This is a genomic window from Paenibacillus sp. J31P13, from assembly GCF_056269295.1.
On sequence record NZ_JBWDNR010000001.1, the window covers coordinates 174,502 to 189,779 of the forward strand.

Genomic DNA, 15,278 nt, shown 5'->3' on the forward strand with positions numbered 1-15,278 from the left:
GGATAAATAATAAGGAGGAATTTTTTTGAAAAAGTCCATTTTAACCATGATTAGCTTCATGCTTGTTATTGCTTTAACTCTATCTGCATGCAGTACTTCAAAAGGGAATGATAATAATCCGTCAACTGCTGAGCCGCAGGATTCAGGCAAACCGGTAAAATTATCTGTGTTTGCACCGCAAACAGTAGGTATTGAAAACTTGGATGTAAATAAATTTTCTAAGTATATAGAAGAAAAGCTTAATATCAAATTTGATTGGCAAACAACACCTTCAAATGCTTTCAATGATAAAAAGATGTTATTGCTGGCAAGCGGTGATTATCCTGCCGTTCTATTAAGCGCAGGTATGAGCAAAGCGGATCAAATTAAATACGGCCAGCAAGGCGCCTTTATTCCACTCAATGATTTGATTGATCAATATGCACCAAATATTAAACAAGCGATGGAAGAAGTATCGTATTTGAAAGCGGGAATGACAGCGCCGGACGGTAAAATTTATGCGCTTCCTAAGATCAATGAATGTCTGCACTGTACCTATTATCAAAGGGTATGGATCAATACAGCATGGCTTGAAAAGCTAGATATGAAGATGCCAACGACTACCGATGAATTTTATGAAGTGCTCAAAGCATTCAAAGAAAAAGATCCTAATGGCAATGGTATTGCAGATGAGATTCCATTCACAACCTCTACTGATGGCGAGTGGGGCAGCGGAGTAGCCACATTCCTGATGAACTCTTATATCTATAATGATACAAGCTCGTATTTGAGCGTTAAGGATGGAAAGGTTGAATTTTCTCCTGCTCAGCCGCAATGGAAGGAAGGCATTAAATATCTTCGACAATTATTTAGTGAAGGTCTGATCGATAAAGCGGTATTCACGCAAAATGTCGATGCGGTGAAACAGCTTGCCAATAAACCGGATACAACAGTAGGTGTTATCGGATATTCAAACATCGCAAGTGCGTTTACTGATCTTACGGATGCTAATGCACGACATAAGGATTATCAGATTCTTCCTCCGCTAAAGGGGCCAGATGGCGTTCAGTTAGCTGGTTATACTGTTGGTGCGGGAGCTGGCCAATTTGTCATTACAAATAAGGCGACCAAAGAAGAGCAAATCGCAGCTATCCGCCTTGCTGATTACCTGTTCTCAGAAGAAGGAACGATCATGACAACATGGGGCTTCGAAGGGGAAGGCTGGAAAAAATCAGATAACGGCGCAAAGGATTTTAACGGTAATGAAGCGAAATATGATGTGGTAGTCACAAAACCTTCTGGAGGCGGAACTGCCTTGGCCAATACTTGGTGGCAGCTGGGAACGATGAAAATGCTGAATTCGATTCGTGAATCATTTGTAGCTCCAGCAGATCCTTACGCTGAAGGTGCAATCGACTATCGTTTATGGCAGGCTGCAAAAGAATATGAACCATTTGCAAAACCAGAAGTGGTATATCCAACTGATGTGTTTATCGATCCTGCTGATGCTTTGATTGTCTCGCAAATGCAGAGCACGCTGGGTGATTATGTGACATCCAATCTGGCTCAATTTGTAACGGGCAACAAGGATATTGAGAAAGATTGGGACAGTTATGTAGCAGGGTTTAAAGGGATGCGCTTAGATCAATATTTAGAAGTTTATCAAAAAGCATTAAAATAGTATTTGCTGCGATGGAGGTTTCAGAATGAGAGAATGGATTAAATATGCTGCGGAAGTAACACCTTCTGAAAGGCAATTAGGTCTACAGGAAATGGAATTCTATTCCTTTGTTCATTTCACCGTTAATACGTATACGGACTCCGAATGGGGATTAGGAAATGAAGACCCATCCATTTTCAATCCAGTGGAATTTGATGCGAATCAGTGGGTGGAAGCCTGCCATGCGGCTGGTATGAAGGGACTTATATTAACATGCAAGCATCATGATGGTTTTTGTCTATGGCCAAGTCAGTATACGGAGCATTCTGTAAGAAATAGCCCTTGGAAAAACGGAACGGGTGATATCGTCAAGGAAGTAGCGGACGCTTGTCGCAAGGGCGGTATCAAATTCGGTGTGTACTTGTCGCCATGGGATCGTCATGAGCAAACCTATGGCGACTCGCCTAAGTATAATGAATACTTTAAAAATCAGTTAAGAGAGCTGTTAACCAATTACGGCGATGTTTTCTGCGTATGGTTTGATGGAGCATGCGGAGAAGGACCAAATGGCAAGCGTCAGCAATATGATTGGGAAGCTTATTATGCTCTTATTCGAGAGCTGCAGCCGAACGCGGTCATATCAGTATGCGGACCAGACATTCGCTGGTGTGGGAATGAAGCTGGTCATTGCCGCGAGTCGGAGTGGAGTGTTGTTCCGGCATCTATGCGGGAGAATGAAAGCATTCAAGAAAAATCACAGCAAGTGGATGATGGGGAATTTGCAAAGCGATACGATTCAACAGATTCGGATCTTGGCAGCAGAGAAGTGATTAGTCAGGAGAGCGAATTGGTCTGGTATCCAGCTGAAGTCAATACATCGATTCGTCCAGGCTGGTTCTATCATGCTTCAGAGGATGATCAGGTCAAACCGCTTAGTAAATTGTTGGATATTTATTATAATTCGGTTGGCGGAAATGCAACATTTCTGCTTAATCTCCCGCCGGATAAACGAGGACGCATCCACGAGAATGATATGAACCGTTTGCGAGAGCTTGGCGACGTCATTCGCCATACGTTCAAAACCAATTTGGCGTCCAATGCGACTGCCAAAGCTTCTGAGACAATGAGCGGCAGCGATGCGGCTAACATGTTTAACGGAGACCGGGATTCCTATTGGTCACCAGAAGAAGGAACGGAGCAGGTATCGATAGAGATCGATCTGCAAAGTGAACAAACCTTCGACCATGTCGTGCTTCAGGAATATCGTTACAGCCAACGGATTGAACGTTTTGAGCTGGAATATAGAGACGGTGACGAATGGAAATCGTTATACAAAGGGACGATTGTCGGCTACAAACGCATTTGCCGATTTGATACGGTAGCCTCACGTTACCTTCGACTGAATATTACGGAATCAAGATGGTGTCCGACGATTTCTGCTTTTGAAGTTTATAAGAGTAATAGCGAAGTCATTCAAAATTGATACTCTGTAATTGAAACAACCCAGCTTTCACATTCGTGAAGGCTGGGTTGTTTGTTTATGAGCTCAGATCAATCTTTTGAACGCATTATACTCTGTTCATTTTCCTGTACGCAGAGGGACTGATTTTTAGTATTTTGGTAAAGACACGACTTAAATAAAACCCGTTGTTGAAGCCGCATGACAGTGCAATTTTCTCTATGGAAAGCTGGGTATCGATAAGCAAGGCTTTTACTTTCTCTAATCGAATATGGGATAGGTAGCGCGAGGGCGTCATTCCTGTACTTTTGTTGAATCGACGGCTGAGCTGCACAGGACTAATTCCGAGTTCAGCTGCAAGCTTGAGCATGCTCATGTCCCCAAATCCGTTGAGTTGCATGTAGAGCTTCGCTTGCTCGATCAAGGGGTCTAGCTGCTGCAAGCTCTTATCGGAAGCGGGAGCATCAGCTTGCTGGCAGAAAAGCCAAATATCGTTCAGCGCATGATTTTGCCTATAGTGCTTCTGTTCAAATACCGTTTCGGCATGCAGGTTTAAAAACCTCAAATTATCGGCGAGGCGCTCCATATGGCCAATGTTCAGCTTATAGGATGATGAGGCTAATTGAATGCGGACAGCCTGTTCATCCTCGTTCCTCTTAGTCGGCTCATCCGGGACGGCACAGAAAGAAAATCCAATAAAATGAAAAGATAGTGCATGTATAACGCTGCGATGAAAGCTGAGTCCCGGCGGACAAACGATAACATCGCCCATTTGGGCCATTCCTTCTGCATCGCCGATTCGGTAGGAAAAGCTGCCGCCCTCGACAGCAAACAGAACCCAATGCTCGTAAATGTCCACGCTGAATTGAAACTCCTCTTTATGATTCCAAAAGATATGATGTGAAAGAATGGGAAAAAGACTCCAGCTTTGAAGGGTCATTATTCTAAGCCTCCATCGTGAAATAAAGTATATGCTAATATGATAGCGCAGTGCATGTTAAATAACGACCCCCTCGTATAAGATGAAATTAATGACATGCTTGGAGGGGATTCATATGAAGCTTGAACAAGTAAAAACGGATATCACCGTCATTGGCGGAGGATTGGCAGGCGTATGTGCTGCCGTAGCTGCTGCGCGTCTGGGACAGACCGTATCGCTGATTAACAACAGACCTGTACTGGGGGGCAATTCCAGCAGTGAGGTTCGAGTATGGGTATGCGGTGCCACTGCTCATGGGACGCAGCGGTATGCGCGGGAAACCGGCATTATGGGAGAAATGTTCGTCGAGAACCAATATCGTAATCCTGAGGGCAATCCTTATCTATGGGATCTTGTTGTACTCGAGACTGTTCGTGCAGAGCAAAACATCCGATTGTTCCTGAACACGGATGTGCATGAGGTGGAAGCCGATGGAGAGGAAGATGATCGGGTCATTCATTCCGTTACAGGATGGATGATGGGCTCGGAGCGAAAGATTCGTTTTGAAAGTCAAATGTTCATCGACTGTACAGGGGACGGACTCGCAGGTTTTCTTGGGGGTGCCAAATACCGGATTGGACGTGAAGCCAGAGCGGAATATAACGAGGACTGGGCACCGGAGATAGCGGATGACATTACACTTGGCAGCACGCTTCTTTTCTATACGAAGGAAGCAGACCGACCGGTTAAATATATTCCGCCAAGCTTTGCCAAGGATATTACGCAAACGACGATTCCAATTAAACGAGTGATCCGCAGCGGTGATTCAGGCTGCCACTATTGGTGGATTGAATGGGGAGGAGAATTGGATACGGTTCATGATAATGAACGAATTCGCGACGAGCTCTGGTCGGTTATTTATGGAATTTGGGATTATATTAAAAATTCAGGTAATTTCGAAGCCGATAATATGACGCTGGAATGGGTAGGGTCGATTCCTGGCAAACGGGAATACCGTAGATTTGAAGGCGACTACATGCTGAATCAAAACGATATTATCGCTCAGGAACCTTTCGACGACCGCGTAGCTTTCGGAGGCTGGTCGATTGACCTCCATCCGCCGCAAGGCATGTATTCGGTTGAAAGCGGTTCGAAGCATTTATATCCTGACGGCATTTACCATATTCCATTTCGCAGCTTGTATTCCAGCAATGTAAGCAATCTGATGTTCGCGGGCAGAGACATTAGCGCTACCCATGTTGCTTTCGGAACGACTAGAGTAATGGCTACCTGTGCTGTAATCGGGGAGGCTGCCGGCAGCGGTGCGGCTTTGTCCGTCCAAAAAGGAATATCGCCGCGTATTCTTCACCGCGATCATATGAATGACTTGCAGCAAGTCATGCTGCGACAGGATGCATCAATTATCGGTATCGCAGGAGAAGACCCGCATGATATGGCGAAATCAGCCCATATCACAGCATCCAGCACGTTGAATACGATTGCTATTTCTAGCTCGTCATACACGTATCCGCTCGATAAGGATCTCGGCATTTTGTTTCCTGTTCAGCCTGCTCTCGAAACGATTGAGCTGCTATTGGATGCCGCGAAGGCTGCGACGCTTGTGGCTGAGTTATGGCACACGGGCAAGGGAGAAAATTATGTGCCTAAGCAAAGGGTAGCTACAGCTTCTGTGTCAGTAGCGGAGGGAAGCGAGCAATGGATTAAGCTGGACTTGCAATGGCAGCCGGATGCAGCCTGCAATGCTTTTCTTATTATAAAAGCTAACGAAGCGATCAAGCTTCACGGATCGGATATGCCGCTAACCGGCGTACTCTGCTTTGAGAAGGGGCCAAAGCCAGTCGTTTCATCCCTTTTGGAGGATCATCAGCCGGACCAGCCCGTGGCACAATGGAGCATGCGCCAATGGAACCGTCGTCCTTTGTGTTTGCAGATAACACCAAATACACTTGCTTACTCTGCTCAAAATGTGACGGACGGCTATATTCGGCCTTTCGCCGGTCCACATCTTTGGGTGTCCGAAGAAATGACGGCTGGTAAGCCGGAATGGTTACAGCTCCAATGGGAAGAAGAGAAAAGGATCGCTGAAATCCATATAACCTTTAATGACGACGTCAATGAGGATTTAATTAATTTGCACCATCATCGCACCGATTTTCAGGCTATACCAGAAGTCGTGCGCAGTTATCGGATCGAAGCATTCATTCAGGGGAAATGGTTCTCGGTAGCAGAGGAGCAGGATAACCACAAACGCAAAAAAGTGCATCTGCTAGATCGCGAGATCGAATCCAAGCAAATCAGATTATGGATTGACGGAACGAATGGCAGTCCACGGGCGGAGGTTGCCGAAATTAGATTATATGCTCTATAATTAGTTGAACGGAATGTTAACGCTTTCATTTTGTCGTGATTAGGAATCAGCGATTTGAAAGGAGAGGGAATCATGGCCGTGAAGCCGCTTAGCGTACTGATAGTCGACGATGAGATTCCTCTAAGACAGGAGCTTCGGATTTTTCCATGGGAGTCATGTGATGCTGTTCTAATTGGCGAAGCTAGTAACGGTGATGAGGCATTGCAACTATGCACTGTCTGTACGCCGGATGTTGTGATCACAGATATCACGATGCCGGTTATGGACGGTATCACGCTCATACGGGAATTGAAAAAACGATATCCTAATGTTCAAATTATATTACTGACCTGTCACAGCGATTTTCATTATGTGCAAGAAGCGCTCCGCCTTGGAGCGCTTGAATATATTTTGAAGGTGTCGATGGAAGAGGAAGAATTGAAGAATGCCATGGATAAAGTAAGAGCTGCGATTATCAAGGAGCGCGTTGCTCAGGAAAATGAAAAGAGGGAGAAAAGGCTGTTGCAAGCCGCATTGTTTGGCAAACTGCTGCATGGACAAGAGCTGGACAGCTCCGATTGGCATCCGATTGTGCTGAATGGGGAAAATCCCGTGTTATTGGTACGTTTGATTTTGGACGCTCCTGATTCAATATATCTCTCTTTGAAACAGAGGATTCATCAAACGCTAACCGAAATAGAAAGTTCTGATTCGAATTGGCTGACATGGTTGACGATACGTGATAAGGAATACTTTGTCCTTTTGGGTACTCGCTTACCTTCTGAGACCGTCTCAGAATCACTTGGTAAGGTCGTGGAAACCTTAACGGTCCTGTTGAAGCGGGATTCTTCGATACTCGATTATAGCGCAACGGCACATGCCATTGTCAGCAAGCCTTTCACGACCAAAGAGGAGCTTGCGCTGTCTCTCGCTTATTCGATCGAATGGAAGGATGCGCTATTTTATGACAGTTCCTTGGAAAGCCAAGTGTTCATTGGTCACCCGCTGCCTTTAATGGACATGACAGATAAGAAGGCCAAGGAAATGAATGAGTTATTAAGAAAGGCTTGCTGGTCCACTGCGAGCTTGAGAGACTGCTTGCAGGGCGAGTTCTATAATTGGTGCATAAAGCATCGCATTAAGCCTGAGCAGCTAAAGGAACGTATGTTGAATTGGCAAGTGGAATGGCTAAAGGTACAGGAAGGCGCAGAGCTTGACGGCACCAGAATTGCGCATTTGATGGGGTCATATACTTTGGCTCATATGATCGCCTGCATCAACCGTGATATCGCTGCAGTGGAGGTAGGGAGGACGCGCTCGCGCTTCGAAATTCGCTCAGCTGTTCAATGGATCAAAGACCATATGCAAGAGCCGATCGCTCTTCCCCATATTGCCGAGCAGGTGGGTCTTAGCCCGCATTACGTCAGTAAATTGTTTCGCGAAGAAACGGGAAGCTCAGTCAGTCAATATATAACCCGGCTGCGCATGGAGAAGGCAGTCGAGCTGCTGAAGCATACGAATAAAAAAGTGTATGAAATTGCGGAAGAGGTTGGAATTCCGAGCTATCGCTATTTTACCGTTACGTTTCGGAATTGGACCGGGGTGTCTCCAACGGATTATAAAAGGCATAGTTGACTGCATGAGATACCATGCGCGGGGGAATGGAGAATATGTCGAAGCTGTTTAATTGGTATGCCAGCCTTGGTCTTGCCACCAAGCAGTTTATCTATTTATTTATCGTCACTCTTCTGCTGGTTCTGGTGCTTGCATGGCGCAATCTGCATGAGGCTGAGAGCTTGCTGCAAAATCAAGTGGTTCGTGATGCTGAGCTGCTCGTAAGCCGGACCAACCAATATATTGATGCCAGTTTGGACAATGTAGAAAATATGCTGCTGCTGCTCTCAACCCGCGCGGATTTGCTGGAGGAGGGAAATGAGGAGGGGGCCGTCGATACGCTGCGCAAATTCGCCGATTATAACAATTCGATAGCTAAGATGCTATACATGGTTCGAGCCGACGGCAAGGTTTTTGCGAGCGCACAGGTCTATTATGAGATCATCGGCAATCCCCGCTTGCAGGAGCTCTATGAGCTTGCTCTACAAAACTATGGGGCTATTAACGTTAGCGAACCCTATTATTCACCGATGTCCGGACATACGATTGCCTATGTATTGCCGATTACTGATGAGAATAAACAAGTGCAAGGAGTAGCCTTTGTCGAGTTGAATTTGGATTTGCTTACTGAACGAATAGCACCAATGATCTATCAATCCTATGTATTGTTTACGAAGGATGGTAATGTTATTAACCGTCTGGATTCTCGCGATAGGCTTCTTCCTTTTCAACAAGCTTCCTATCCGCCGCAGCTCCAGGACGACTTTCTTAAGCAGCTCGTTTCACTTAAAGTCGGTGTTAGCGGTATTGAAGGGAATTCCTTGAAACCGCTAGTAGCTGTGAAATCGACGAAAAACCGTTTGGGCTGGTCTTTGGCTGCTTTTATCGAAGAGGACTATTTCTATCAAGACCTGCAGAAGCTGAACAATAATTATCGGACGGCGATCATCGTATGGATCGTCGTATTGCTGCTCAGCGCGTATCTGCTCAGCCGATCCTTCACTCATCCGATCCGCAGATTTGTCGAGAAAATGGACAGGCTAGAAAACCTGCAAGTCGTGGCGAAGCTGCCAGTTACGAGAAGGGATGAGATCGGAAGGCTGACGCAAAGCTATAATGCCATGCTCGAGAGGATCCAGAGCCTGCTGCAGAAAACGAAGTCGGCGGAGGAGCAAAAGAAGGAATATGAGCTGAAGATGCTGCGAAGTCAGATCGCGCCGCACTTTCTGTATAATACACTTGCTTGCATAAGCAGCTTGGCCAAGCAGCAGCGGATTGACGAGGTGCGCGATACGATCCGCTCTTTGGTTAAGTTATTGAGCTTTAGCTTTGACAAGCAATCAGAGTATGTTTCGTTGGAAGAAGAGCTGGAAGGGCTGCGGATGTATATGCACATCCAACAAGTCCGTTATGGAGAACAATACAAATATAAGATTGATATCGATCCTGACCTGCTGCATTACCGGATTCTTAAGCTTACTCTTCAGCCGCTCGTAGAAAATGCGTTGTTTCATGGAATAACGCCGCATAACGGAGGCCTTATAATCATTAAAGGTCAGCTGGAGAAGAGCATGTTGAGACTCTATGTGCGTGATGACGGTATAGGTATCCCAAGGGAGAAAATGAAAAAGCTTCTACAAGACGAGCTCGCTCAGGAGCGCTCTGCGTACAGATTTACAGGCATTGGGCTGCGCAATGTGCATGAAAGGATACGAATTCATTACGGTGAGCCGTACGGTTTGCGTATCGGAAGCGCGAGAGAAGCAGGAACCGTTATTCGTGTCGATATGCCTATTCTAACGGAAAGCGATGAACGTTTAGGCATATGGCGTTAAGCTCATATTGGAGTAGTAGAGGCTGTCCCGCGGGACAGCCTCTTTACGTATGTAGTCGTCTTTAAGAGGTGCAGTGCGATCTAATTATCCGTAAATCTGTACATTATTTACGTATTTGTGTATATCGGCGCTGGTTGAAGGTGTTTATACTTACATTATTGGAAGCGCATTCATAAAAGGAGGGAAACGATGGAAGCCAATCAAAACCTGACACCCGCCCCTCAGATACGACCTGCTCCGCTTACGAAGCTGCAGTCGATTCTCAGAGCCATCTGGCGATTCCGGGCATTTTACATCATGCTGCTGCCTGGTGTCATTTATTTCATCATATTTCGTTATTTTCCGATGTATGGAGTTATTATTGCTTTTAAAGATTTTGCCATCCTAGATGGTATAACGGGTAGCTCATGGATCAATCCGTGGTATAAGCATTTTCAGGACTTCTATCAATCGCCCTATTTTGGTCAGCTGTTGACCAATACGATATTAATCAGCTTATACAAGCTGGTCTGGGGTACGCTGCCTCCGATCGTACTGGCGCTGCTGCTGAATGAATGCCGTGTTCGCTGGTTAAAGTCTATCGTTCAAACGCTTACTTATATGCCGCACTTCTTATCATGGGTCATTATTTTCGGTATTCTTCTAACGCTATTCTCTCAAAACGGCGGTTTGATAAATCGCTGGATTGTAGAAGCGGGGGGCAGCTCAGTCCCATTTCTAACCTCCACGGATTATTTCCGAAGCATTCTGGTAGGCTCTGAGGTTTGGCAAAATCTTGGCTGGGGAGCGATTATTTATTTAGCTGCGATGGCAGGAATCGATCCTACTCTCTACGAAGCAGCTAAAGTAGACGGTGCCAGCCGATTGCGCATGATCTGGCATATTACGCTGCCGGGAATCAGAAGCATTATCGTCCTGCTGTTTGTTCTAAAGCTTGGTCATCTGCTTGATGCCGGTTTCGATCAAATCTACATCCTCTACAATATTCAGGTTTATCCGGTTGCTGATATTCTTGACACCTGGGTCTATCGAACAGGCTTACAGCAATTGAATTTCAGCTTGGCGTCGGCTGTCGGATTGTTCAAGTCCATCATTGGACTGATACTTGTACTAGGAGCCAACCGTATCGCGAAAAAGTGGGGTGAGGGCATATGGTAAAAAGCCTCGATGATAAAATTTTCAACTGCATCGTGTATGTCATTTTAGGGTTATGCGGCCTTGCTGCCATTCTGCCGATCCTGTATGTCGTATCGGTATCCATCACCCCATTCGGGGAAGTATTGCGTAATGGCGGATTTATTTTGATCCCAAAAGAAATTACATTCTCTGCCTACCGGACGCTGTTAACGGAGTCGAATATTCCAAAGGCGTTTCAAATTACCGTTCTTATAACGGTTATTGGCACCGCAGTTAATCTTATATTGACCGCCCTGATGGCTTATCCGCTTAGTCGCAGAAATTTGCCGGCAAGAAACTTTTTTCTGCTAATGATCGTGTTTACCCTGTTGTTCAGCGGAGGAATCATTCCAACTTATTTGATTGTTAAGTCAATGGGACTGCTTGACTCCATCTGGGCTATGATTTTGCCTAACGCGGTTTGGAGCTTTAATGTGCTCATTATGAAGAGCTTTTTTGAAGGGCTGCCTGAGGAACTGTTCGAATCCGCTAGGATGGACGGAGCCAAAGAGTTTCGTATATTGCTTCAAATTGTAACCCCGCTCTCGATTCCTGTTTTGCTTACCGTAGGCTTGTTTTATCTAGTCGGCCATTGGAATGAATTTTTTCAAGCGATTTTCTATGTAACCGATCGCTCGTTATTCCCGCTGCAGGTTATTGTCAGGGAAATTCTAATGCAAAGCCAGCAGCCGCTTGAGAATGCGGAGAATATGATGCCCACCCAAACGATGCAAATGGCTTCCGTAATGATCGCCAGTCTGCCGGTCATCATTATTTATCCGTTTCTTCAGAAGCATTTTACGAAGGGTATGCTTCTCGGCTCTATTAAAGGTTGACCAAGGCTGCATAGATAACTGGCCAGCTATGCGGACCTATAAAATAGCAAGATTCAGAAAGGGGATATGAAGATGAAAAAAATATTTTCCTTAATGTTAACCGTTTCGATTCTAGGTGCTCTGCTTGCAGCCTGTTCGGGAGGAGACGGCAATAAAAATGTTGGCAATGACCCAAGCCCTACTGCCAAACCAAGCGCTGAAACAACACAGCCAAACAGTAAGCCGGTTAAGCTCGAAATTATCGAGAGCGGGAACAACCTGCCATCGCCGGATAAGGATATTATTAAACAGGAGCTGGATAAAGCTCTGAATATCGACGTAAACCTGACCGTTTATCCATCGGCAGATGATTACGGCAACCAATTGAATGTCCGTATGGCCTCAGGAAATTTTCCAGATTTGTTTATGGTTGACCGCCAGCAGCTTATTCAGTTTTCCAAACAAGGCTTGCTGCTTGATTTAACGCCATATATGGATAAATTGGAGCAAACGGTAGCTTTCATTGGTGAGGACAGTGTCAAAAAAGGGATGGTAAATGGAAAGGTATACGCTATTTCCAAATCTCCGCAAATTCCTTACAATACCTACTGGATTCGCAAGGACTGGTTGGATAAGTTGCAACTGGAGGTGCCAACGACAGTAGAGCAATTATCATCCGTAGCGGAAGCATTCACCAAAAATGATCCGGACGGGAATGGCAAACCTGACACCTTCGGTTTGACGGGCGGCAAGCTCGGAGCATTCTCTCCGATATTTGGAGCATTCGGCGTTGGGATGCCCGGCAACTTCTATGAGAAGGATGGGGCAGTCGTCAATGCTCTGTATGACCCGGCAATGAAGAATGCGTTGGAATTCATAAGGAAAATGATTGCTTCAGGGTCTGTTGATCCCGAGCTGCTGGCTAATAGCGGACTACAGCATCAAGAGAAGGCAATCAAAGGGCAGGCGGGCATTGTATATCTCGATTGGCCGAATATCACTAAGGAGCAGTTCGTTGAGCAAATCAAAACCGTTAATCCGAACGCGGAATGGCTGCAGATAGCAGCACCAACCGGTGAAGGTGGGCAATTCGACGGATCATGGGATATTGGTGCGACGCCAGGCCGATTCGCCATTCCGAAGGCGCTAGAGAAGGATCCGGAAAAGCTGCAGCGGGTATTCGATCTGCTTAATTATATTTCCAATCCGGAAGGCGGTTCGATGCTTGTGCAATTTGGGGTGAAGGATACACACTTCACGCTTGAAAATGGTAAACCGACGATGACAGATAAAGCTAGCGAAGTTGGTTATTCCTGGCTGTACCAATTTACCGGCAGACCTGAAATGGACTATTTGCAGGCCAAGTTCGCCTCGCAGTCTGCTGCAATTGAATTTGCCAATGACCAACCGCGTGTTGAAGCACTGAACGGATTCATCGATAATCCGGAGGGCTTTAATAAGGCTGATGCGGATCGTTATATGGATGAAGAAATTGCGAAATTTATTTATAATAAACGCCCATTAAGTGAGTATGACGCCTTTATCAAGACGCTGGAGACGTCCATGAACTATAAATCATTAATGGAAAGTGCTCTTGAGCAGCTTAAAACGCTGGGCTACGGAAGTTAGATAATCTGAGAACTTAAAACAAGCCGACCATTTCAATCATGGTCGGCTTGTCCTTCTTTATACCATCGTAGGGTTAGACGCTATATGTTTTTCTATAAGAAGACGGGTTGATGCTGTAAAGCCTCTTGAAGCTTTTGCTTAAATGATGCTCATCTGTAAATCCGCAATGCTCTGCTATTTGGGCAAGGGTCAGTGAGGAATGAACGAGCAGCTGCTTGACTTTGTCCATTCGTAGATTAGAGGCATATGCGCTGGGAGCGATGCGGAACTCACGCTTGAAGAGCCTGGTCAATTGCACCTGACTTATACCAAGCTCTGAAGCGACCTCTTTTAGTGAAATTCCAAACTCAGCTTGCTGCTGCAGCATATGAATAGCTCGCTGAAGCAGAGGTTCTTCGCTGTACAAGGGAGTCGTTTGCTGGTCGGATAATTCAATCTGCAAGAGATAGAGCAGATCCTTAAGAAGATGTTTTTTGTACTGAAAAGCAAGGTTTGCATGTAAGTAATGAGCTTCGCGAAACTGGGAGAGGGAAGACAGAAATCTCTTGTTGTTCTTAAGGCGGAGCTTCCCGATTAGCGGGAAATCTTTGGAACTTGTATGAGTAAAGCCGGGTTCAGGGACCCATTGGAATCCCATTAGATGAAACGATAAACCGTTCGTTTTACGATAAAAGGTCAAATCAGGAGGACAAAGCACGACGTCATCTTTAACCGCCCTGCCGCTTTGATCGCCCATTCTATAGTCAAAGCTGCCATCCTCCACAATAAACAAAGCCCAGTGATCATAAGTGTCATGTGTTTTCTGGAAATGCACGGCGTCTTTCACGTAGACGTGGTAATTCAGATCAGGCTCATGAAATAGAGTCAGCTCCAAAAAAGGTCCCCTCCGATTATGAAATTATATACAAGGGTTTTTAAAGATTCATACATTATAACACGTATATTCTCTATATATAATTAAATTAAATACAAGTAGGAGGAATGAATAATGAAGACAGCCGAGCTGAATATTCCGGAATTAATGAATCAATTTAATGAGCAGGGTTACTTGATTTTACCGGGCGTATTATCGCAAGAAAAGGTGAATCGTCTGAATGCCGCAATCGATGAAGTGGTTGCAAATGAGCCAGACACGCTTGCTCATAATATATATAACAGCGTGGAGCGTCATCCTGAGATTGCTTCCTTGATCGATCAACCGTCTATTCTTCCGTTAATCGTTAATTTGCTCGGTCATAATATTCAGCTGCATATTTCCCACCTGACGATAAGAAAGCCGAATCCGAATGAAGCCAAGACAGCTTCGCATAGCTTTATCGATTGGCATCAGGATGGACCACATCCGCAATTTCCCGTCATTGCTGGCCTTACAGCTACCTATTACATTAAAGCTTGTTATATTTTAAGTGATATGTCGAAGCCTGACCGCGGCAATACGAAAGTTATTCCAGGCAGTCATAAGCAGCCTTACAACCCCAACAATACAGATGTAAGGCAGCAGCTAGATGGGGAAGTTCAAGTGTGCGGAAAACCGGGAGACGTATTCATTTTTGCGCAAAATTTATGGCATGCCGGTTCTCCTAACCTATCCGAATTTACAAGAAGACAGCTGTTTCTCGGCTATAGTCCGATCTGGATGCGTCCAATCGATTACCATACGGCTTCGGAAAGCCTCCTAAAGGATGCTGATCCCATCCGCCGTCAATTGCTCGGTCAAATCAGCGATAACAAATTCAAATATTATGTTCCTGATGATTCGATGGTACCTCTTAAATCTCTGCTTATTAGTGAATCATCGAAGTAATCTGGACGTCACCTCTATAA

At 45.4% G+C, this 15,278-nt stretch carries 11 protein-coding genes; 9 read left to right on the forward strand and 2 right to left on the reverse strand.

Annotated elements, in window-relative coordinates; translation table 11 throughout:
• The first annotated feature begins 25 nt into the window (after positions 1–25).
• Positions 26–1,660 carry an ABC transporter substrate-binding protein gene (locus AC0YOD_RS00600; RefSeq protein WP_475797318.1) on the forward strand — a complete coding sequence of 545 codons (1,635 nt, stop codon included), beginning with the start codon at positions 26–28 and terminating at the stop codon, positions 1,658–1,660.
• Between the two features lie 25 nt (positions 1,661–1,685).
• A complete protein-coding gene (locus tag AC0YOD_RS00605) occupies positions 1,686–3,122 on the forward strand; it encodes an alpha-L-fucosidase (protein WP_475797319.1) in 1,437 nt (478 codons plus the stop codon).
• An 85-nt stretch (positions 3,123–3,207) separates the two neighbouring features.
• On the opposite strand, the gene AC0YOD_RS00610 is transcribed toward AC0YOD_RS00605, so the two are convergent.
• Complete coding sequence (locus AC0YOD_RS00610) at positions 3,208–4,038, reverse strand: helix-turn-helix domain-containing protein (RefSeq protein WP_475797320.1); 831 nt, start codon at positions 4,036–4,038, stop codon at positions 3,208–3,210.
• Between the two features lie 115 nt (positions 4,039–4,153).
• On the opposite strand from AC0YOD_RS00610, the gene AC0YOD_RS00615 reads away from it, so the two are divergent.
• The 6 genes from AC0YOD_RS00615 (at position 4,154) to AC0YOD_RS00640 (ending at position 13,454) form a co-directional block, all read left to right on the forward strand.
• Complete coding sequence (locus AC0YOD_RS00615) at positions 4,154–6,406, forward strand: FAD-dependent oxidoreductase (protein WP_475797321.1); 2,253 nt, start codon at positions 4,154–4,156, stop codon at positions 6,404–6,406.
• A gap of 72 nt (positions 6,407–6,478) precedes the next feature.
• Positions 6,479–8,020 (forward strand): response regulator transcription factor, encoded by a 1,542-nt coding sequence (locus tag AC0YOD_RS00620; protein ID WP_475797322.1) that lies wholly within the window; start codon positions 6,479–6,481, stop codon positions 8,018–8,020.
• A 35-nt stretch (positions 8,021–8,055) separates the two neighbouring features.
• Positions 8,056–9,834, forward strand: coding sequence for a cache domain-containing sensor histidine kinase (locus AC0YOD_RS00625; protein ID WP_475797323.1), 1,779 nt, complete (start codon positions 8,056–8,058; stop codon positions 9,832–9,834).
• A gap of 297 nt (positions 9,835–10,131) precedes the next feature.
• Complete coding sequence (locus AC0YOD_RS00630) at positions 10,132–10,992, forward strand: ABC transporter permease (RefSeq protein WP_475798324.1); 861 nt, start codon at positions 10,132–10,134, stop codon at positions 10,990–10,992.
• Positions 10,986–11,846: a carbohydrate ABC transporter permease gene (locus tag AC0YOD_RS00635; RefSeq protein WP_475797324.1), complete on the forward strand. Its 861-nt coding sequence runs from the start codon at positions 10,986–10,988 to the stop codon at positions 11,844–11,846. Before AC0YOD_RS00630 ends, AC0YOD_RS00635 begins: the two co-directional genes overlap by 7 nt.
• A gap of 66 nt (positions 11,847–11,912) precedes the next feature.
• On the forward strand, positions 11,913–13,454 hold the full coding sequence (locus AC0YOD_RS00640) for an extracellular solute-binding protein (protein WP_475797325.1): 1,542 nt from the start codon (positions 11,913–11,915) through the stop codon (positions 13,452–13,454).
• Between the two features lie 73 nt (positions 13,455–13,527).
• Here the strand turns inward: AC0YOD_RS00640 and AC0YOD_RS00645 are convergent, their stop codons facing one another.
• Positions 13,528–14,328, reverse strand: coding sequence for a helix-turn-helix domain-containing protein (locus AC0YOD_RS00645; RefSeq protein WP_475797326.1), 801 nt, complete (start codon positions 14,326–14,328; stop codon positions 13,528–13,530).
• A gap of 114 nt (positions 14,329–14,442) precedes the next feature.
• Between AC0YOD_RS00645 and AC0YOD_RS00650 the strand changes: the two genes are divergently transcribed.
• Entirely contained in the window at positions 14,443–15,258 is an 816-nt protein-coding gene (locus AC0YOD_RS00650) for a phytanoyl-CoA dioxygenase family protein (protein ID WP_475797327.1), read from the forward strand.
• Positions 15,259–15,278 lie beyond the last annotated feature (20 nt).